This window comes from Daejeonella rubra (assembly GCF_900103545.1).
GTDB lineage: Bacteria > Bacteroidota > Bacteroidia > Sphingobacteriales > Sphingobacteriaceae > Daejeonella > Daejeonella rubra.
Genome location: NZ_FNHH01000012.1, coordinates 85,065 through 106,435 on the forward strand (window position 1 = coordinate 85,065; position 21,371 = coordinate 106,435).

22 protein-coding genes are annotated in these 21,371 nt (G+C 40.1%); 4 read left to right on the forward strand and 18 right to left on the reverse strand.

Annotation, left to right across the window (positions count from 1 at the left end; translation table 11 throughout):
• Positions 1-88: 88 nt before the first annotated feature.
• The 4 genes from purH to BLR27_RS10260 form a co-directional block, all read right to left on the reverse strand.
• Positions 89-1,615 (reverse strand): bifunctional phosphoribosylaminoimidazolecarboxamide formyltransferase/IMP cyclohydrolase, encoded by a 1,527-nt coding sequence (gene purH, locus BLR27_RS10245; RefSeq protein WP_090704499.1) that lies wholly within the window; start codon positions 1,613-1,615, stop codon positions 89-91.
• 233 nt (positions 1,616-1,848) lie between these two features.
• The gene (gene purN, locus BLR27_RS10250; protein WP_090704501.1) at positions 1,849-2,427 is read right to left on the reverse strand and encodes a phosphoribosylglycinamide formyltransferase; all 579 of its coding nucleotides are present in this window, start codon (positions 2,425-2,427) and stop codon (positions 1,849-1,851) included.
• A 243-nt stretch (positions 2,428-2,670) separates the two neighbouring features.
• On the reverse strand, positions 2,671-3,795 hold the full coding sequence (gene hppD / locus BLR27_RS10255) for a 4-hydroxyphenylpyruvate dioxygenase (protein WP_090704503.1): 1,125 nt from the start codon (positions 3,793-3,795) through the stop codon (positions 2,671-2,673).
• A 71-nt stretch (positions 3,796-3,866) separates the two neighbouring features.
• Positions 3,867-5,033, reverse strand: coding sequence for a homogentisate 1,2-dioxygenase (locus BLR27_RS10260; protein WP_090704505.1), 1,167 nt, complete (start codon positions 5,031-5,033; stop codon positions 3,867-3,869).
• 350 nt (positions 5,034-5,383) lie between these two features.
• On the opposite strand from BLR27_RS10260, the gene BLR27_RS10265 reads away from it, so the two are divergent.
• The gene (locus tag BLR27_RS10265; protein WP_090704507.1) at positions 5,384-6,388 is read left to right on the forward strand and encodes a fumarylacetoacetate hydrolase family protein; all 1,005 of its coding nucleotides are present in this window, start codon (positions 5,384-5,386) and stop codon (positions 6,386-6,388) included.
• A 6-nt stretch (positions 6,389-6,394) separates the two neighbouring features.
• The gene (locus tag BLR27_RS10270) at positions 6,395-7,297 is read left to right on the forward strand and encodes a flavin reductase family protein (RefSeq protein WP_090704509.1); all 903 of its coding nucleotides are present in this window, start codon (positions 6,395-6,397) and stop codon (positions 7,295-7,297) included.
• A gap of 209 nt (positions 7,298-7,506) precedes the next feature.
• On the opposite strand, the gene BLR27_RS10275 is transcribed toward BLR27_RS10270, so the two are convergent.
• From BLR27_RS10275 to BLR27_RS10290, 4 genes are all read right to left on the reverse strand, one after another.
• Positions 7,507-8,247 carry a LytR/AlgR family response regulator transcription factor gene (locus BLR27_RS10275; RefSeq protein WP_090704511.1) on the reverse strand — a complete coding sequence of 247 codons (741 nt, stop codon included), beginning with the start codon at positions 8,245-8,247 and terminating at the stop codon, positions 7,507-7,509.
• Between the two features lie 2 nt (positions 8,248-8,249).
• A complete protein-coding gene (locus BLR27_RS10280; RefSeq protein WP_245704490.1) occupies positions 8,250-9,317 on the reverse strand; it encodes a sensor histidine kinase in 1,068 nt (355 codons plus the stop codon).
• Positions 9,318-9,370: 53 nt separating this feature from the next.
• Positions 9,371-10,141, reverse strand: coding sequence for a LiaF transmembrane domain-containing protein (locus tag BLR27_RS10285; RefSeq protein ID WP_090704515.1), 771 nt, complete (start codon positions 10,139-10,141; stop codon positions 9,371-9,373).
• Positions 10,142-10,308: 167 nt separating this feature from the next.
• Positions 10,309-11,082 carry an NYN domain-containing protein gene (locus tag BLR27_RS10290; protein ID WP_090704516.1) on the reverse strand — a complete coding sequence of 258 codons (774 nt, stop codon included), beginning with the start codon at positions 11,080-11,082 and terminating at the stop codon, positions 10,309-10,311.
• Positions 11,083-11,300: 218 nt separating this feature from the next.
• On the opposite strand from BLR27_RS10290, the gene BLR27_RS10295 reads away from it, so the two are divergent.
• Positions 11,301-12,209, forward strand: a complete 909-nt coding sequence (locus BLR27_RS10295; protein ID WP_090704551.1) for a Gfo/Idh/MocA family protein — start codon at positions 11,301-11,303, stop codon at positions 12,207-12,209.
• Between the two features lie 162 nt (positions 12,210-12,371).
• Here BLR27_RS10295 and BLR27_RS10300 read toward each other — a convergent pair whose 3' ends face one another.
• The 9 genes from BLR27_RS10300 to BLR27_RS10340 form a co-directional block, all read right to left on the reverse strand.
• The gene (locus BLR27_RS10300) at positions 12,372-12,830 is read right to left on the reverse strand and encodes a DUF1801 domain-containing protein (protein ID WP_090704518.1); all 459 of its coding nucleotides are present in this window, start codon (positions 12,828-12,830) and stop codon (positions 12,372-12,374) included.
• 8 nt (positions 12,831-12,838) lie between these two features.
• Positions 12,839-13,282: a molybdenum cofactor biosynthesis protein MoaE gene (locus BLR27_RS10305; RefSeq protein ID WP_090704552.1), complete on the reverse strand. Its 444-nt coding sequence runs from the start codon at positions 13,280-13,282 to the stop codon at positions 12,839-12,841.
• Between the two features lie 7 nt (positions 13,283-13,289).
• Positions 13,290-14,402: a HesA/MoeB/ThiF family protein gene (gene moeB, locus BLR27_RS10310; protein ID WP_090704520.1), complete on the reverse strand. Its 1,113-nt coding sequence runs from the start codon at positions 14,400-14,402 to the stop codon at positions 13,290-13,292.
• 2 nt (positions 14,403-14,404) lie between these two features.
• Complete coding sequence (locus BLR27_RS10315; RefSeq protein WP_090704522.1) at positions 14,405-14,638, reverse strand: MoaD/ThiS family protein; 234 nt, start codon at positions 14,636-14,638, stop codon at positions 14,405-14,407.
• Between the two features lie 15 nt (positions 14,639-14,653).
• Positions 14,654-15,385, reverse strand: coding sequence for a sulfite exporter TauE/SafE family protein (locus tag BLR27_RS10320; RefSeq protein WP_090704524.1), 732 nt, complete (start codon positions 15,383-15,385; stop codon positions 14,654-14,656).
• Between the two features lie 4 nt (positions 15,386-15,389).
• Entirely contained in the window at positions 15,390-16,589 is a 1,200-nt protein-coding gene (locus BLR27_RS10325; protein WP_090704526.1) for a molybdopterin molybdotransferase MoeA, read from the reverse strand.
• Positions 16,590-16,690: 101 nt separating this feature from the next.
• Positions 16,691-17,671 (reverse strand): GTP 3',8-cyclase MoaA, encoded by a 981-nt coding sequence (gene moaA, locus BLR27_RS10330; protein WP_090704528.1) that lies wholly within the window; start codon positions 17,669-17,671, stop codon positions 16,691-16,693.
• 13 nt (positions 17,672-17,684) lie between these two features.
• Complete coding sequence (locus BLR27_RS10335) at positions 17,685-18,293, reverse strand: nucleotidyltransferase family protein (protein WP_090704530.1); 609 nt, start codon at positions 18,291-18,293, stop codon at positions 17,685-17,687.
• A 4-nt stretch (positions 18,294-18,297) separates the two neighbouring features.
• Complete coding sequence (locus tag BLR27_RS10340) at positions 18,298-19,419, reverse strand: XdhC family protein (protein WP_090704532.1); 1,122 nt, start codon at positions 19,417-19,419, stop codon at positions 18,298-18,300.
• A gap of 138 nt (positions 19,420-19,557) precedes the next feature.
• Here BLR27_RS10340 and BLR27_RS10345 point away from each other — a divergent pair, with 138 nt between their 5' ends.
• A complete protein-coding gene (locus BLR27_RS10345) occupies positions 19,558-20,010 on the forward strand; it encodes a YciI family protein (RefSeq protein WP_090704534.1) in 453 nt (150 codons plus the stop codon).
• A 64-nt stretch (positions 20,011-20,074) separates the two neighbouring features.
• Here the strand turns inward: BLR27_RS10345 and BLR27_RS10350 are convergent, their stop codons facing one another.
• The gene (locus tag BLR27_RS10350) at positions 20,075-21,103 is read right to left on the reverse strand and encodes an LLM class flavin-dependent oxidoreductase (RefSeq protein WP_090704536.1); all 1,029 of its coding nucleotides are present in this window, start codon (positions 21,101-21,103) and stop codon (positions 20,075-20,077) included.
• Positions 21,104-21,371 lie beyond the last annotated feature (268 nt).

Here is a 21,371-nt window from a genome sequence, read left to right on the forward strand (position 1 = left end):
GTGGTGAAAAGTATGCTAAGATAAACTCTTTTTATCAATGATTATTATGATGATGTCTGTTCGGCTTCATAATAATCTTCATCGGTTTTTAATGTTTAAAGTGTCTGATTCCAGTGGTAACCATTCCTACACCTTTGTCGTTTGCCATATCAATGGATTCCTGATCTTTTATGGATCCTCCTGGCTGTAATATCATAACTACACCAGCTTTGGCTGCAATTTCGACACAATCAGGGAAAGGGAAGAAGGCATCAGATGCCATCACGCTACCCTCAATACTGAAGTTAAAAGCTTTTGCTTTGACTATTGCCTGTTGTAAAGCATCAACCCTTGATGTCTGTCCAACACCGCTGGAAATTAAGCGGCCATCTTTTGCCAGGACAATTGTGTTCGATTTGGTGTGTTTAACAATTTTATTTGCGAAAACCAGATCCATTAGCTGTTGCTGCGTAGGCTTGCGTTCAGTTACTGTGGTCATTTGATCAGCAGTTTCCATTAACAAGTCTTTATCCTGTTCAATAACGCCATTCAATAATGTTTTGAATTGCTTTGCAGGAAGCTGAACATCATTTCTTTTTAATAAGATACGGTTCTTTTTCCCGGATAATATTTTTTGGGCGTTCTCCTCGAATGAAGGAGCGATCAATACTTCAAAAAATAGATTGCTTATTTCCCTGGCGGTTTCTTCATCTATTTCGCGGTTACAGATCAATACACCTCCGAATGCTGAAACCGGGTCGCAGGCCAGTGCGGTTTTCCATGCGTCCAGAATTGAATCGCTGGAAGCTATACCACAAGCATTTGTATGCTTTAAAATTGCAAATGTTGGAGTTTCAAATTCATCGATCAGAGCAACTGCAGCATCCACATCCACCAAATTATTGTAAGAGAGTTCCTTGCCGTTCAGCTTTTCAAACATGGCATCCAGATTGCCATAAAAAACACCTTTCTGATGCGGGTTTTCTCCATAACGCAGGGTGCTGGCTTTTTGCTCGCTGTATTTGAATACAGTTAAAGGATCTTCCTGATTGAAATAATTGAAAATTGCTGTATCGTAATGTGATGATACGTTAAATGCCTGACGTGCAAATGATTTACGATGACTTAACAGGGTATATCCGCCATTTTCAGAAAGAATATTACCTAAAGTTTTATAATCATCTTTTGAGGCTATGATCACTACATCATTAAAATTCTTTGCTGCTGCGCGTATTAGTGAGATGCCACCAATATCGATCTTTTCAATGATGTCTTCCTCTGATGCTCCAGAGCTAACTGTTTCTTCGAAAGGGTAGAGGTCAACAATAACAAGGTCGATCTCAGGAATTTCATATTGCCCGATCTGTACCTGATCTTCCTTATGTTCTCTGCGATTTAAGATACCACCAAATACTTTTGGATGGAGGGTTTTTACCCTGCCACCAAGAATGGAGGGATAACCTGTCAGATCTTCTACTGCTATCACATCAATGCCAAGTTCACGAATGAATTTTTCAGTCCCGCCGGTTGAATAAAAAACAACTCCCTGTTCATGAAGTTGTTGGATTAGTGGGGCTAAATTATCTTTATAATAGACAGAAATTAAGGCGTTTTTGATCTTAACAGGGTGGCTCATTGAGAATACGGTTTTAAAGCCGCAAAGATAGTTTTTTTGATCGGTTTGATGTTAAAATTTAGCTAAAAAAGCTAAAGAAAATGGTGAAGGCAGAAAGCTAAAAGCGTTTGGAAAAATTGGTATTTTATTAAAAAAGGCAGGAAGGATTAGAAATTAGCAGGATATTTATTAAAAAAAACTTTCAATTTTATATTGTGCTTTCTGGTTTTAGCTTTCTGCTTTCACCTTTCAGCCTAACTTTTCATCTTTTTCAGCAATTGCTCAACCACTTTAGGATAGTGCAGATGTTCAAGCTGCTGACCCTTGAACTTGATCATTTCAATATCATCACCCTTTTCAATTTTAAAACGCGACTGATGTATAGCCTCACCCTCATCGAAATGTTCATTAATGAAATGGATGGTAATTCCTGATTCTTCTTCACCGGCATCCAGTATTGCCTGATGCACTTTATCACCATACATTCCTTTACCTCCATATTTAGGGAGAAGTGCAGGATGAATATTGATGATCTTATTTGGAAATGCTTTTATCAGGTTCTCAGGAATAAGCCATAAAAAACCAGCAAGTACGATAAGGTCGATCTGTAGATTCTTTAATAGTTTGACTATATCATCGGTTTTGTAAAATTCGTGCTTATCAAAACTGTGGGAGGGGATCTCAAAATTATCTGCACGCTGTAAAACGTAAGCTTCAGGATTATTGGTCAGAACAATGGCGATCTCTGCATCCTGATGTTTTTTAAAATATTCCATGATCTTTTGGGCATTTGATCCGGAACCGGAGGCGAAAATGGCGATACGTTTCTTCAAAGCGATACTAATTTTAACAAAGATATTGTTTTGGGGGTTTTAAGGAAATGAAATCGCAAATTTCATTGAAATACAGGGATATCCCTATATTTTTGAAACAATTGAATCTTGGTCCCTGCCTATTTATTAAACGGATGAAGGATCTTTACCAACAGAAACAAAATGATTCTATGTAGTAAAGATCCATCACTGCCTAAGGATATAAAATTTCTTAGTATTATTGAATAGGTATTAGCGTTTTCCTTACAAATTCCCTCTTAACTCCTGCTCGCGTTCCAATGCTTCAAATAAAGCCTTGAAATTTCCGGCTCCAAATGATTTTGCACCCTTGCGCTGAATGATCTCAAAGAAAAGTGTCGGACGGTCTTCAACAGGTTTGGTAAAGATCTGCAATAAGTACCCTTCTTCATCACGGTCAACCAGGATCCCTAAATGTTTCAGCGGCTCAATATCTTCCTCGATCTTACCAACACGCTGCTCCAGATCATCATAGTATACCGCTGGGACCTTTAAAAATTCGACCCCGCGATCCTGAAGTTTTGTTACTGTGTCAACAATGTCATGGGTTGCAATGGCAATATGCTGAACACCCTCATCACCGTAGAAATCAAGGTATTCTTCAACCTGTGATCTCTTTTTGCCCTCTGCAGGTTCATTGATCGGAAATTTAACATAACCATTCCCATTGCTCATTACCTTACTCATCAGCGCGGAATATTCGGTAGAGATCTGCTTGTCATCAAAGGTCAGGATATTTCGGAAACCCATTACATCCTCATAGAACTTAACCCATTTATCCATCTGGTTCCATCCTACATTTCCCACACAATGATCTACATAAAGCAATCCTGCCGGTTCCGGGTTATAATGACTTTCCCATTTTTGATATCCCGGCATGAATAATCCCGTATAATTATGGCGTTCAATGAATAAATGAACCGTTTCGCCATAGGTATAGATTCCGCTCATGCGAATCTCGCCGTTTTCATCCTCCAGCGTTTGAGGATCCATATAACTTTCTGCCCCTCTTGAAGTAGTCTGTAAATGAGCATCATAAGCATCATCTACCCAGAGGGCAATGATTTTTACGCCATCGCCATGCTTGGTTAATTGTTCGGATATAGGATGTTCCGGAAATAATGGAGTGGTGAGTACCAGTCGGATCTTGTTTTGTATAAGAACATAGGAAGCACGGTCTTTTACACCAGTCTCCGGACCTGCATATGCAAGGTTTTGAAATCCAAAGGCGGTTTTATAAAAATGTGCCGCCTGCTTGGCGTTACCAACATATAATTCGATGAAATCTGTTCCTTTAAGGGGAAGGAAATCAATATTTTGTGTTATATTTTCAACTAATTCTGTTTTCATGATCGTTTTTTAATATGAACCTAAAAGCCGTCTGCCAATAATTGGGAACAGCCCATTTCTCAGGATTTACTTTATTCTATATTCTCCTGCCAGCTTTTATGATAGCTTTCATCCTCAATGCTCAGGGCATAATCCGTCAGCATTAATGGTTTGAAAGGATCGATCATAACGGCCAGCTCTTCAGTTCTTTCTTTGCCAATTGATTTTTCAACAGTCCCCGGATGCGGTCCATGAGGAATTCCGCCCGGATGCAGAGTGATCTGTCCCCTGACCACACTTTTTCTGCTCATGAAATCGCCATCTACATAGTATAAAACCTCATCACTGTCCACATTGCTATGGTTGTAAGGGGCAGGTATAGCGTCGGGATGATAATCATATTTACGAGGACAGAAGGAGCAGATTACGAAATTATGTCCTTCAAAGGTCTGATGGACCGGTGGCGGTTGATGAACCCTGCCTGTGATCGGTTCGAAGTCATGAATAGAAAATGCCCAAGGATAATGAAAGCCATCCCATCCTATAAAATCGAAGGGATGAGTACCGTAAATATAAGGGTAGATTAAACCCTGCTTTTTGATCAGCACTTTGAAATCACCTTTTTCATCGATCGTTTCAAGATCTTGCGGGCGTTTGATATCCCTTTCACAGAATGGGGAATGTTCCATTAATTGTCCCCATTCGTTTCGATACCTTTTTGGGGTGCGTATCGGACTGAAACTTTCTACTATGAACAAGCGGTTATCTTCCGTATTGAATTCCATCTGATAAATAGTACCCCGGGGAACAACCAGATAGTCGCCGTATTCAAAGGGTATCTTTCCAAACCCGGTTTTCAGAGTTCCGCTGCCCTCATGAATGAAAATAACTTCATCTGCCTGACTGTTCTTGTAAAAATAATCGGTCATGGAATGTCGCGGAGCAGCCAGAGAGATATGAAGATCACTATTCACTAAAACAGGCTTGCGACTTTCCAGATAATCATTTTCAGGCTTGATCTTGAAGCCGGTAAGACTGGTATGGCGCAAATGTTTTTCTCTTGCGATCTTTGGTTCTACAGAATAGGGCTCACCCAATTCTTTGACAATTGTTGGGGGATGACAATGATAAACCAGCGAATATAGGCTGGAAAAACCTTCGGTTGAGACCAATTCCTCAGCATACAGTGAACCATCCGGTTTACGGAATACGGTATGACGCTTATGAGGAATAGATCCTAATGTATGATAAACAGGCATAAATTAGAATTTACTGGAATTTATAATTGGTTGATACAAAGGTAAGCTTTTCTTTCAGTGAAACTTGCATGGGCCTGCCTGCGGTAGGCAGGTTTACCGCTCATACAACGAATGAACTTAGCTGGGCGATCTTTTGAACACTGCTGAAGACATAAAAAAATGCAAAAAACTTGCGCTCATGCAAGCCTTCCTGCGGTAGACAAGCTTTATAACCTTTAAAAAACAATAATATTTTTATGAAAATTAAATCATAAAGAGCCTGCATTTCATTTGTTTTATTTAGCTTCAAATTTATCCATACAGTCAAAAATTATTAGTTTTGATAAGCTGCTAACCTAAATTATAATTTCATGAAACTAGTTTCCTATAAAACCGAAGACCGTGAGCATTTGGGCTTATTCATTAAGGGCCATATTTATAATCTGAATTCCTGTGATAAGCTTATTCCTGACTCCATGAATGAGTTTCTGAATGGGGGAGAGGAATTAATGGACAGGGCAAAAAAAGTTGATAATGAAATAAAGTCGGGTAAGCAGGAAGCGAAAGAGGAGATCTTCTTTGAGGTTTTGGCTCCGGTTCCTCATCCAAGTTCTTGCAGAGATGGATACGCGTTCAGACAGCATGTGGCTTCGGCCCGCAAAAACAGAAAGGTAGATATGATCCCCGAATTTGATCAGTATCCCATTTTTTATTTTACAAATCATAATTCCATTCAGGGTGTTGGGGATATTGAATGTATGCCTGATCATTTTGAAAAGCTTGATTTTGAGTTGGAGGCCTCCATTGTGATCGGTAAAAAGGGAAGGAATGTGAAGGCTTCTGAAGCCGATGATTATATAGCCGGTTATATGATCATGAATGATATGAGCGCCCGTACCCTGCAGATGGAGGAGATGCTGTTGAATCTGGGTCCCGCAAAAGGAAAAGACTTTTCAACGGTTATTGGTCCATGGCTGGTTACTCCTGATGAACTTGAATCCTATAAAATTCCGGCAAAGCCTGGCCATACTGGTAATGCCTATGCGCTGGATATGAAATGCTGGGTGAATGGTAAAGAGGTTTCTTCCGGGTCAATGGGTGATATGGACTGGACCTTTGCAGAGATCATTGAGCGTTGTTCTTATGGTGCGGATATTTTGCCGGGCGATGTAATTGGCTCAGGAACAGTCGGAACAGGTTGTTTCCTTGAATTAAATGGAACCGGACTGTTGAATGATCCTGATTTTAAGCCGCAATGGCTTCAACCCGGAGATATTGTAGAGATGGAGATCACCGGACTGGGAAGGCTTACCAATACGATCATTAAGGCAGATACTGACTGGTCTATTTTAAAATTAAAGAAGAAAAGTATTTAGATATCTATGCTAACTATTAATGTAGCTGATCTGAAGACCGCCGAATTGCAGAATTATCTGCAGTATGCGATTGCTCCGCGTCCCATCTGTTTTGTTTCAACCATTGATAGGGATGGCAATGTCAATTTAAGTCCCTTCAGCTTTTTTAACATGTTCAGCACCAACCCTCCGGTTTGTATTTTTTCACCAGCGAGGAGGGTTAGGGATAATACGACCAAGCATAGCCTTGAAAATGTTTTAGAAGTACCCGAATGTGTGATCAATGTGGTGAATTACAGCATGGTACAGCAAACTTCTCTCGCTAGTGTAGAATATCCAAAAGGTACCAATGAATTTATAAAGGCTGGATTTACACAGTTGGCTTCCGATCTTGTTAAACCACCAAGAGTGGCTGAATCGCCCGTGCAAATGGAGTGTACTATCCGGGAAGTGATCAGTTTGGGCGAAAATGCCGGAGCAGGAAATCTGGTGCTTGCAGAGATCAAACTTATCCATATCAATGAGGAAATACTGGATGAATCGGGTAAGATCGATCAGGCCAAAATTGACCTTGTAGCACGTTTAGGTGGCGATTGGTATTGTCGCGTAACAGAAGCTAATTTATTTAAGGTTGAAAAACCTGTGCGTACTCTGGGTATAGGGGTAGACCTGCTTCCTGCATCCATCAGAAACTCCGATATACTGACAGGCAATAATCTGGGGCAATTGGGAAATGTGGAAGCTATGCCTTCTGATGAAGAAATTGAGAAGTTTCAATTTGATCCCGAATTAAGGCAAATATTGAACGCCACTATCGGTGACAACCGGACAAGAGAACGGGAATTGCATCAGTATGCCAGGACTTTACTTGAGAAGGGGAATGTGAATGTGACTGATGCCTGGAAAGTTTTACTTAGTTATGAGGTCTGAGGTCGGAAGCAATACTACGAAATTCAAATTAGTACTTCATTATTCAAATTCTTGATTCTTGGCTCAATTGGTCTGAGGTCTGAGGTCTGATGAATGAGGTCTGAAGAAATGCGGGTAATTTCAAATTTGAACTTCATCATCCTGGTTCTTGGCTCCTGCTTCTTGGTTCATAGCTCAGACCTCAGTCCTCCTACCTCAGTCCTCCTGCTTCATAACCCCAATACCTGCCTTAACTTCGGATATCCTGTTTTACTTACCGGAACTTTTTCTCCTGATTTAAGGATTGCCAGATGTGAATCCTTTTCATAAGGGTCAATCCTGGTAATCTCATTGATCCTTACGATGTAGGAACGGTGAACCCTGACAAAATTATCCTCACCCAACATCTTTTCGAAATAGGCCATGGTCTTATTTTTAAGGAATGAGCCTTCAGGGGTATGGATCTTTACATAATCATCGTCTGCCGCAAGGAACAGAATATCGGTGACAGGAATGATCTTGATCTTGTTGCCTGTTTTGACTACAATGCGATCATTTTTAGGGCTTGAACTTTGCAGGTTTTCAAGCAACTCTTTCGTATTTTGTTTAGGCTCTGATCTTTGTTGCTGATCCATCCATTTCTGCACCGCTTTATCAAATCGCTCCCTGGTAAATGGTTTCAGCAGGTAATCAACTGCATGCTCTTCAAATGCTTTTATTGCGTATTCATCGAATGCGGTAGTGAATATTACGGATGGTGGTTGTTCAATAAGTTCGAGCATTTCAAAGCCATTGATCTTAGGCATTTGTATATCCAGAAATATAAGGTCAGGGTTGTACTGGGCAATAGCCTTGACGCCCTCAAAGCCATCATTACATTCCTGAACGATCTCGATTTCTGGCCAGTTTTGCAGATATTCTATCACTACGGAACGAGCCAATGGCTCGTCATCAATTAAAATCACTCTCATATTTATACCTGAGGAATCTTTACAATAGTTGTAAATATATGGCTATAAGACGTTGTTTCCAATAGGTCTGTCCTGCCAAATAATAAGTGTAATCTTCGTTTTACTCCGCTAAGTCCAAAACCGGTTCCATGCTTGGGTCTTGTGGTATCAGGGTCGTAGGGGTTCTGAACAGTAATATGCAGTTCATTTTCAACGCATTCTCCAAAAATACTGATCGTAACCACTCCTGTGGTATCGTAAAGACCAAACTTGATGGCATTTTCAACAATTGGCTGTAGAAGCATGGGAGGCAGTTTTTTTGCTTTACAGGCTTCATTATAAGAGATCTCAGTTGATAAACGATGACCAAATCTTACTTTTTCGATATCAAGATATAATTGTAAATGTTCAAGTTCGTCGATGAGTGATACAGGCTGCTGATCTTCTTTTTTCAATGTACCACGTAGAAAATCAGACAATTGGTGGATCATTTTACGGGCTTCTTCAGGTCTGCTTCCTATCAGTGCGGTAATGGAATTCAGACTATTGAAGAGAAAGTGTGGTTGAAGCTGCTGCCTTAAGTTGTAGAGTTCAGCATCTCTGGCAAGGGTTTCGGCCTCAAGTTTTCTTTTCTCTGTTTCTTTCTGGTCCAGCTGGGTGTACCAAACAACGCTAACCATGGCCATTAAGCCAATCATGAGCAGTCCGATGAAAAACCGGATGGGTAATGAATTGTATAAGAATTCAGAATAATGAGGATCGTTTAAGATCAATTTGTCAAGAGTCCAGTTATTGACTACCAGCCATAAAGAAGCAAGAATAGAACAATACAAAAGCATCAGCAGGTAGCCGTTCTTTTCGGGCCTGTAATATTGAAGGTTGTTGCCAATAAGGTAGCAGGCTATTGCAAGTAGGCTAATACTGACCGAGCTATCAATAAAGGATGTTTGTGCGCTGAAGCCAAACCAGAGCAATATTGCCGACTGAGATATCATACAAGCTACAATGCATTGTACCACGATCAATGTCAGCTTGCTTTTCGACAATACCGGTTCAGAAGTTTGTTCAGTACTAACCTGCTGTCTTAACACTGTTTATTGATTTTGAGTTTCATTTTTATACCCTGGTTTGGGATCATTAAATCTTAGAAACTTTTAATATCTATTCCGCCGAAGATGGATGTACCTTCGATGATCAGAACTTTATCAGGAATCGCATTTAATTGAGGCGGACGTTTATCTTCTATACCACCGAATATTGCTACCATCTCTGACTGAACAGTCCAGTTTGCAGGTACAATGATCTTAGTGCCACCAAACACCTGTACCACTTCAATTTTTACACGCCCTTTTATATCAGCCTGCATCAGGTTGATCTCTGATCCTCCGAAAAAATTCACGATATCACCTCCCTGGAAGTTCTTTGAAACTATATTTTTCTTTATTCCTCCAAAAATTGAGGCTGAATCAATTCTGTCCCCTGAAAAGTCACCAGTGTTAAAACCTGACTGTGTATCATTTGGCTCTGTGTCAAAATTGAATCCGGAGTCCACTTTTTTATCCCATTCAGAAGATCCCAATTGGGTTTTCTTTTTCCGGCCTAATATCATCCATGTTCCAAATCCAATGATCAGAAACGGCCAGAAAAACCTGCCTAGATCCATGTCTGGCAATATTTTATTACTTAAAAATATGACACCAATTACGATTGGCATAAAAGCCGATGGGCGATTAAATCCTTGACGTTTTCCTATGAATACTCCTATGATGATCAGGAATACCGGCCAGCTGAATATCCAGGAAGGAATAAAGAAAATATCTAATGTCCTAAATAAAAGTATGAATCCTAATCCAAGTAGGATCAAGCCTACTAAGGCTTTACCTGATTTTTGATTTGAGCTTCCAGAATTTTCCATAGCATATTAATTTGAATCAAAAGTATTGTCTTATTCTCTATTGGTAAATATATATTAGGCGAGTTTACTACTCTTCTCGGTGAATGTCGGAAAAATGTCGGTAAAAATTTCAAGGTTAATTAATAAAAGACCATTGTTCATCGATCCTGCTTGAATTTGCCAATATTCTAATTGCCTTTTATTTTGATATATACGTGTTTTATGTTTCCTTTTCCTGATACTCTTTCATCAAATTCAAACTTATTCAGACTTTTGATCAGGGGAAGAAGTTTAGGGTAATTGTAATTTCTGGAATCGAAATCCGGCTTCTTTTTCAGGAGTAAATTGCCCAGATTTCCAAGGTATGCCCAGCCGTTTTCATCCTCCAGATCAGAAATACTATCGCTGATCAGTTTGATAAGTTCCTTGTCAATATTATTCAAAGGAGCTGTATTTTTTTGAGTGGTTTTTTTAGACTTCTTTACAGGAAGAGATTCATCAGGTGCAGACTCCGCTTCTTCAGACTTTAGTATCTCAATGTAAATGAATTTATCACATGCTGTGATAAAGGGAATTAAGGTTTTCTTTTCACCGATTCCTATTACCATCATTCCGGCTTCTCTCAAACGGGTAGCAAGTCTGGTGAAATCGCTGTCGCTGGATACAATACAAAAGCCATCAACTTTGCCTGAGTATAAAATATCCATTGCATCGATGATCATGGCGCTGTCACTCGCGTTTTTGCCGGTTGAATAACTGTATTGCTGAATGGGTGTGATCGCATTTTCAAGAAGTACCTTTTTCCATCCGGAAACGGTTGGTTTTGTCCAGTCGGCATAGATCCTTTTAAAGGTAGGAGTACCGTATTTGGCTATTTCCTGAAACATGGGTTTGACATTGGCATAGGGTACATTATCTGCATCAATAAGTACTGCAAGCCTCAGATCTTTAGTTATTTCCATGTTCATTCAATTTAGTTAAATTTTTATAGCAGGATTGATTCCTTAAATAAAGGTAGGCCTTTATTTATTATCTGCAGATAGCTGACAGGTCAAATAACTATATTTACCTGTTATCATCAGTATTTTGGATCAGGAATATGCTGATCCCAATTATTTTAATTACAGACTCTGTATTCCGGCCGCTTTTTGATTCGGGTCAGAAAATAATAAGATTTAACATGTTAAAAATTGGCATTATTGGATTAGGTGATATTGCTCAAAAGGCCTATTTACCTTTTCTGTGCAGTAAACATCTGGAACTTCATCTTTTTACCCGTGATCAGGATCGCCTTTCTGCTATTGGCAATCAATACAGGCTCAAAAATCTGCACTTCAGCCTTGAATCAATTCTGAATAGTGGTATTCAGGGGGCATTTGTCCATACTGCAACAGAGTCGCATGAGTATATCGTGGAACAGCTTTTACTTCATAATATCCATGTATATGTTGATAAACCGATCACTTATCATTATTCTTCGGCTAAAAGGCTGGTTGAACTGGCTCAGAGCAAGGGATTGATTCTGATGGTGGGATTTAACAGGAGATATGCACCTGCGTACATGGAATTGAAAAAGGTGATGGATCCTAATATGATCATTCTTCAGAAGAATCGCCATTCATTGCCCGCTGATGTACGCACCTTTGTTTTTGATGATTTTATCCATGTTGTTGATACCATGCTATATCTTTTTACCTATCCGGTTAAGGAGATAATAGTCAGAGGGATGCAAAATAAAGGATTGTTACTTCATGTGGTCGTTCAGCTGATCGCAGATAACGGTGCCATTGCCATTGCTGTCATGAACCGTGATTCAGGAACTCTTGAAGAAAAGGTTGAAGTATTTAGCGCGGAGGAAAAGAAAACTGTTTGTAATTTAACTGATCTGAAGATCAACCGAAACAAAACTGAGATCTCAGCCGGAATAAATGATTGGGAATCAACTCTTTCAAAGCGCGGATTTGAGCATATTGTTGCTGATTTTTTACAGGCTGTTGAAAGCGGAGGAAGCACTCGTTTCAGTATGCAGGATGCGTTGCTGACGCATGAGATGTGTGAGAGGATAGTTAGTGAGTTGGTTAGTAGTTAGTTAGTAGTTAGTTAGTAGTTAGTTAGTAGTTAGTTAGTAGTTAGTTATCACCCGATAGCTATCGGGTTGACAGTTATCAGTAAAGAGATATCAGTTATCACCCGATAGCTATCGGGTTAACAGATTGGGTACGGTAGCCAGACAACAGACAACAGACAACAGTTAACTGTTAACCCTGATACTTTCATACGTTTCGATCCAATCTTTCACGCTCATTTTTCTAACAAGTTCAGCGATTAGCTGGAAAGGAATCTGATCCATTTTCTTAAATCGAATACAGCTTTTGCCCATATCAAGTTTCGATTTGGAATATTTGGGATATTCTGAAATAAACCAATCAAGGATCGCTTTATTCAAATAAATTCCCATATGATAAAAAGCAATGAAGTGTTTTTGAGATGCAATAGCGAAAAAGGGGAGTGGTAATTTCGGATCGCAATGGTAACCTGCCGGGTAAATTGAATGTGGCACTACATAGCCGATCATTCCATAGCTCATTTCTTCAGAAAATCCTTTCGGCAGATTGTCCAGAATTACTTTTCTCAGATGATTCATCGACTCTTTTCTTTCTTCCGGTAAGGAATCGAAATAGTCCTGGGGTGTGAGTGCTGTAGATTGCATGACAGGTTTTATTTATTGACTTTCCATTGATGGGATTCGTTTTCCATTATCTCTCTGCCCCAAACAGGAAGTTCAGCTTTCAGCCTTTCTACAGTCTCCTCGCAGGCATCCATTGCAGCTTTGCGATGTGCGGAAGAAGTGAAAACAAAGAGGCAGATTTCACCAGCCTGAACTTCTCCCAGGCTATGATGAACATGCATACAAGTGAGGGGATATTTAGCGAAAATATCTTCACGGATCAGGTGCATTTTTTCCTGTGCCATGTCCTCAAAAGCAGTAAAGTCTATGGATTTTACCTTTCCATTTTCTGTTTCATCCGCCCTTACCTGACCAAGGAAAATACTATGTCCGCCAATGGCTGTTTGGGAACTGTGTTTCTGAATACTTTCAGCAATAAATGTTGCAGGAATTGCACCCTGCTGGAAAATATTTTTTGGTTTTCTTTCTGACATACCAGAACTATTTATTTTTTTGCCAACCGGCGATTCCATCTTTTAAACTATATATTTTCCTTGATTTGCCATAATGTTTACTTAATATCTCGGCTGCACCTGTACTTCGTTTTCCAGACTGGCAGAAGAGCACAATGGTTTGTGCATCTATATCAGGAATTTGTACCTTAAGATGGCTTAATGGAATATGAATATGGTCAAAATCATCAACTGCAGGCATTTCTCCTGTTTCTCTCACATCAACAATCTGGATATCCTTATCATCCATCATTAGTTCAAAATCTTCATGCCTCAGATCGAAATTCGAATTAATGGAGCAAAACCAGTCGTAATTGAAGTCTTTAAATGCATCAGCATCTGCTGGGATCATTTTAGCTGTTTCAGGCATAACCATTAACTCCATTTCAAAGAAGTGGTTATTCAGAGAATTATAAGTAAGTAAGCGGTTAAGCAGCGGCTCCCCAATTCCGGTGATCAGTTTGATCGTTTCATTGGCCATCATCGTTCCGATAATTCCGGGAAGAACTCCAATCACGCCTGCCTCTTCACAATTTAAAACTTCATCATCTGCGGGAGGCAGTGGGAACAGGTCGCGGTAATTAGACGGTATTTCTGCATTGGAGGAAGGTTTGTTAAATACAGCTAATTGTCCCTCAAAACGTGAAATAGCACCATATACAAGGGTTTTGTTTAACAGAACACAGGCATCATTGATCATGTACCTGCTTGTGAAATTATCTGTACCATCGACTATGATATCGAATCCAGAAATGATGTCCAGAGCATTGGCATTACTTAGCTTCTGATTAAATACCACGATCTCAATGTCTGGATTGATCTGTCCCAGAATATCACCGGCTCTCAGGGATTTTGAAAGGCCGATATCATTGACTGAAAATAGTACCTGCCGGTGAAGATTGTTGAGTGAAACCAGATCGAAATCCACAATACCGATGCGGCCAATACCTGCGCCGGCAAGGTAAAGTAATGCCGGACAGCCCAAACCTCCGGCTCCAACGACCAGTACTTTTGCATTTTTTAATTTCTGCTGACCGCTTTCGCCCAGTTCTTTTAATGAGATCTGGCGTTGATATCTTTCGTTCCCTGCTGGTTTGCTCATGGTTATCCTCCTGAAAAAGGTGGTAATAAGGCAATATTAGTATCGCCGGTAAGAATGGTGTTGCCCTGAATGGTTTTTTTATTCATTGCAATAGCATATTTTGTATTGGCCAATGCGGGATACAATTTATGCAGGGTCTCTTGAAGAGTATCGGTGTCAGGTATATCATGAAGTATCAGTTCAGAAGTCCCCGTGATATCTGCTAATTGTCCGAAAATCATAACTTGTACCTGCATATTTACTCTGTTTAATTATGTAAAGATCAGTTTTATTCCTGCTACCAGGAGCACTATTGCCAGTGTATTTTTTAATATGTTCTGATTGAATTTCAATGAACCGAAATAAGACCCGCAAAGACCACCTGCAAATGCTATGGAAACAAAGCTGATCATATCCGGACTGAAAATTAACCCTTTGTACATGTGTCCTGCCAGTCCTGAGAACGAATTTACGAAAATAAATAATGCACTGATCGCAGCAGTCTGTTTCTGGTCGGTCCATTTCAGCAATAATAAAATGGGAGAAAGAATAATGCCTCCACCGATCCCAATCAACCCTGAAAGAAAACCAATAACCGAGCCAATCAGAATGGAAAGCCAAACATTGTTCTTCTGAATCTCATCTGCGGAAATGTTTTTGAAAAATAGAAAGCGTACAACCGGAATAATCAGTAACAGACCTAATATTTTTTTATAAAAATCTGCATCCATGGTGATGAGTCCGCCGGCAAATGCCATCGGTATGGATGCGAGTGCCAGCGGCAGAAATATATCCCATTTAAAGTGTTTACCCCTGTAAAACTGGATGAAAGAAGTAAGTGAAACAAACAGGTTCAGCATCAGGGCAGTGGGTTTCATTACTTCCGGTGAGATCGCATAAATGGCCATTAATGCAAGATATCCACTGGCGCCTCCATGTCCCACAGATGAATAGAGAAATGCGACTATAAATAAGAGCAGATAAAAAATATAGATGCTTTCCATTTGATTAAAATGATGGCAGCAAATGAATTTCTACCAGTTGGCCTTCATTAAATTCTGTTTGATCCTCATCCAGTTTGATAAGGCAATTAGCCTTTGCAAATGAACTAAGTCTGAATGATTCTTGTGCTTTAAGATCATGGACCATGTTTCCGTCATAGTATCCCTTCAAAAATTGAGTCAGACCAGGAGCTTTTTTCTGTGCTGAACTTATCGGAGCCTGAATATGTTTTAAATCTATATTGCTGTTATTCAATATCCCAAGGGCAGGGTAAACATATTCATAAAAACAGCTCATTACGGATCCGGGATTTCCTGGAAGTCCGAAAATGTACTTTTTCCCTTTTTTGCCAAAGTAAATGGGCTTGCCTGGCTTCTGTTTGATCTTATGAAATACTTGTTCTATTCCGTTTGCCTGGGCTGCTCTGATCACAAAATCATAGTCGCCAACACTAACGCCACCGGTAAGTAATACCAGATCACTTTGCTGAAGGGCACTATTTAAAACAGCAGTAAGTGTTTCGAGAGTATCTTCGGACGATAAAATATTAACCTTGAAGATACCAGCTTGTTTTAATGCAGCTTTTAATGCAAATGAATTTGATTCATAAACCTGGCCGTGTTCTAAGGCCAAACCTGGTTGCTGAAGTTCATTTCCGGTTAGTATAATTGTAACTGAAGGTTGCGGGAATACCAAAAGTTCATGGATACCAAGTCCCGCGATAAAACCTATTGCAGGAGGACTCAGGAAGCAGTTTTTTTCCAGGGCCAGTTCACCGGCTTTTGCTTCGGAACCTTTTAGCCTTACATTGAGACCCTTTATAATATTCTGATCTGAGATTGTTAACTCATCATTGTTTACACTGGTCTTTTCCTGCATTACCACGGTGTCTGCACCGGGAGGAACAGCTGCACCGGTAAATATCCTGCGGGCATTTTGTGTTTTTAAGGGAATAGATTCCGCTGGACCTGCCTGAGCTACACCATCGATAAAAAGTTCTCCGTTCTTCTGCCAGCCGTCAAAATTCAGGGCATAACCATCCATCGATGACTGATTAAAGGGTGGTACATCAGTTACTGAAAAGACATCTTCCGCAAGAATCAAACCTGCAGCATCATTTAAAAATACCTTTAAAGGGGGAAGGGGTATAATCGTCTCTGCGATGAGTTTTTTTGCTTCTGAAACAGGTATGAATTCTTTGGGCATCCGGGTTTGTTTAGGACTAACAGATGGTGAATTTCGATAAAAAATTGCTGATTAGCTATTGGGGACTAAATATAAAAAATCTAATTGCTTATTTTTTCCCCCTATCCCCCAATACTGATCATACTTCTATTATGAAGGTCTTCAGTATGGATCTTTTCAAAATCTTTGGTGAATTGTCCGCCCAGTTCTTTGGCTTTGGAAGCGATACTTTCCTGAATAAGCGGTAAAACATCTTCACCTTTTCTTAGTGCCGAAAGCAGGTCGGTTTCTTTTTGAGAGAAGAGGCAGTTTTTCATTTTACCATCGGCTGTCAGGCGCATGCGGTTGCAGCCACTGCAAAATGGAGAGCTCATTGTACTTATTATGGCAAATGTGCCTTTGTGGCCATCAATGGCAAATTTTTTAGCGGTATCATGGAGATCATTCTGCAGAGGGGTAGGGGTATATTTCTGGCCGATCACTCCCAGCATTTCCTCCATGGTGAACACCTGATTGCTTGTCCAGCGGTTACCATCAAAAGGCATGAATTCAATGAAGCGTACATGTACCGGTAAATCTTTGGTCCAGGCAACAAAATCATTTATCTCATGATCATTCATTCCTTTCATCACCACTACATTAACCTTCACATGGAAATTTTTGTTGATCATCAAATGGATGTTATCCATCACCTTCTGAAATCCATCACGGCGTGTAATGATCTGAAATTTATCTGCATCCAGAGTATCGAGACTGATATTTAATGATTTAACCTTCGCCTCCTGAAGAACATCTGCAAAATCATGCAGTCGGGTAGCATTTGTTGTGAGTGTAAGCGAAACGGGCAGTTTGGATAAGCGAAGGATAATATCTGCGGCATCCTTTCTGACAAGAGGTTCACCTCCCGTTAAGCGGATCTTATTTACGCCATTTTGTACAAATATCTTTGCCAGCGATTCTATTTCATCAGGCTGCATAAGCCTTGAATGAGGGGTAAACTCATAATCCTCCTCAGGCATACAGTAAAAGCAACGCAGGTTGCAGTTATCAGTCAGTGATATCCTCAGGTAATTATGAATTCGGTCAAAAGAATCAATAAGCATAGATAAAAGTAAGTTATTTGGATAAATTCCTGTAATTTTCTCTTGTATCAATATCAATACTTCCCTGATCAAAAGAAATACTTCCTGTTTTTTGACTGTATTTTTTGATCAATGATTTAGCGCCGCTTTCTCCTTCCAAAGCAGAAAGCTCAGAAAATAAGCTTTTATGAAAAAGGGCAGGTGTACCCAGGGTGTTCTCATAGCTGCTTGCAATAATTGGCTTTCCTGTTTCCCGGTGTTGTTTTATAAGCTCATTCAGGAGTGATGCGCTCACAAAGGGCTGGTCGCATACCATCAGAATTACAGCTTCTGAATCAGGAGCAATTGCATTAAGTTTGTTTATGCCGCAGGAAATTGATGAGGCCATTCCACTTTCCCATAAGGTGTTTTCTTCGATCAATATATTAGTCTGATCGAGCTCCTTTTCTATCATTTCTTTATTTGAACCTAAAACGACCATCACCGGGCTGACCTGACTTTCAAGAGCAATATCGATACTATGTTGCAGGAGAGTCTTTCCGCGATAGCTCAATAGTTGTTTGGGACTTCCAAGACGCGCTGACCTGCCTGCTGCCAGAATGATGACTGCAATATTTGCTGGTTTACTTTCTTTTGCAGGCATAATTTTAGCTTCTTGGATGAATTGGTGATTTTCTATACTTCAAAAAAGCACCATTTCTTCCTGAAAAGGCAGCCCGGATGCCGGCTGCTAATGATAAGGCGATCTCTTCAGGTGTTTGTGCCCCTATATCCAATCCCAGAGGAGCGTAGATCCGTTCCATTTCAGATTCATTTACAGGCCGGCCTTCATCGGCAAGCTCTTTCCATATTTTTTCAGAACGTACTTTAGGGCCGAGCATTCCAATGAAAGGAGCAGATGTTCTGAGTGCTTTAGGTAAATTTATTTTATCAGTCTTATAATCATGCGACATGAGGATAATGGCTGTATGTTCATCGATCAGCATTTCGAAAAACTCTGAAGGTGCTCTGATCTCATCTGCGAGAGCCGATATTTTAGAATTGACCTTTAATAATTCGGCAACAATACTTACCCTCCAACCGATCTCTTTTAGAAGACGGCACATCGGATAAACGTCATATTGATGCCCCATCAAAACGACATGGATCTCTGGTGGCAGGATCTCAATGAAAACTGCAAGACTCCTGCCATCAGGAGCCTCACAAGTGAATGAACCTGATTTTTTATCGGCTATTCGTTGCTTAACTGCATGATCCACGGAGCTTTCCAGACTTTGATCCCCAATTATTGTCAGGCTTTCAGGTCCTTTATATTGAATGAGCTGACCTGGTTTTATATCCTGAAAGTCGCCGTTTACACTAGATATTGTGATCAGGATATGCGTTTCCCTGCTTGCTTGAATGCAGGTTTTCAAAACTTCAACGGGGTTGTTGGGGTCGTTAAAATCAAGGGGACAAAACAGAACATCAATAATACCGTTGCAACCTAATCCCACACCGATCTGATGAGGATCATCTTCACTGGTATCATAGGTAATGAGGGTAGGGCGTGAGTTATTTATGGCTACTCGTGCACGTTTGAGAGCATCACCTTCCAAACAACCGCCACTTATTCCACCCACCCACGTGCCATTATCTAAAACCAGCATGCGTGCACCCGTACGACGATAAGAAGATCCTTCAACACGTACAACAGTTGCAATTGCTGCCCGCATAACCGATCTATCTATTTCATCATATGCTTTAATTATGGCTTTTATCTCTTTCATTATTACCTGTAAATGTCTTTAAATTGCTCGATTATTACATTTTTGCAAAATATATTATGCTTTTCCGCTTTTTTGAAATTGCAATATTTTATTTAAAACAGTAAATTCAATAATAGTTTTGTTTAAATAATAACAATTATGAAATATCTACTCACAATCTTTTTACTCATTCACTTTTCAGTCATATACGGTCAGAGCGACAATTCCAAATATAATAAAGCATTAGCTGAAAAATTGGGAGCAGATGATTATGGAATGAAAATGTATGTTTTTGTGATCCTGAAAACGGGTACCCGTACTGCGGATAAAAATACAACAGATAGCTTATTTAGAGGACATATGCAGAATATTGGCCGACTGGCTGATTCAGGAAAACTTGTTGTTGCTGGTCCGATGAAAAAAAATGACATGAATTACAGAGGTATATTCATCCTGAATGTGAGTAGTCTTGAAGAAGCAAATTTACTTTTGGACACCGACCCTGCTGTTAAGGCTAATTTGCTTGCTGCTGAGTTATTCCAATGGTACGGATCTGCCGCATTGCCTGAGTATCTCAAATATCATGAGATGCTTGAGAAGAAAAAGTTCTAGCTGATCTGCTGGACCTTTTGTTTCTTCCAGTCAGACTACCTGCACTCTGGAGTTTTACGAGCAACTAAGCTAATGCCTTCCTCACTGCAGGTGCTACCACAGTACCATATAATTCAATAGATCGCAGTACCTTTTTATGTGGCATATCACCCATGCTCATTTGAGCCAGAAAACGGGTGTTCCCGAAGAGCTCATGCTCGTATAAAATTTTATCGATCACTTCCTGCGGACTGCCCACTAAAAGGGCTCCTTTTGCTGATCTGGAATAGTCAAATTGCTGACGGCTTAACGGTGACCATCCGCGCTCTTGTCCGATGCGGTTCATCATGGTAGCATACGATGGAAATAGCTCATCTGAAGCCTGTTGTGAATCATCAGCGATATAAACATGCGAGTTGATACCTATTTGAAGATCTGCAGGGTTTTGTCCGTTTTTTGCTGCTGTTTCACGATACAAATTAATAAATGGAACAAATTGTTCCGGCATTCCCCCAATGATGGCCAATGCCAATGGAATTCCAAGATTCGCAGCCCTGACTGCCGACGCAGGTGTGCCACCTACAGCTATCCATATTGGGAGTGTATTTTGAAATGGTCTGGGATAAATACCTTTATTTTCAAAGGAGGGGCGGTGTTTTCCTTTCCAGGTCAATCTCTCTGATTTATTGATCTGAAGCAGGAGATCCAGTTTTTCTGAGAATAAGTCATCGTAATCATTAAGATCAAAGCCAAAAAGTGGGAAGGATTCAATAAAAGAACCACGACCAACCATGATCTCTGCCCGTCCTGATGATAACTGATCCACCGTTGCGAAGTCTTGAAATACCCTTACCGGATCATCAGAACTTAGCACAGTTACAGAACTGCTTAGCTTAATGTTTTTTGTTTTCATAGCTGCTGCAGCCAATAGTACCGCTGGTGCTGATGCAGCATAATCAGGCCGGTGATGTTCTCCAATCCCAAATACATCAAGACCGAGCTGATCGGCCAGTTCTATTTCTTCAATAAGTTCTTTTATTCGCTGATGTGTGCTTGCACTTCGGTTAGTTGTGCCTGGCAGCATATCTGCGAAAGTATATAAGCCTAATTCCATTTTTTATCCTTGAAAATTGTGTTTTAACCTGATAAGATCGGTAATAAATACCTTGCTCTCGGAAAGGCAAATCTCGTATTTATATTTGTTAGCGGGTAAAGTTATCGGGAACAAATTATAGGGTTTCTGTCAAATTTTGAAATGATGCATTTGTGTTTTCCTGGGCGGTGTTCTCCTTTAGACTTGTAAAAGTAAAACAGAGTATAGAACTTGTGTTTTACAATAGTTACAAGGGCAAAGGCAAATTAAGGTGTTCTCCGGGAATTAA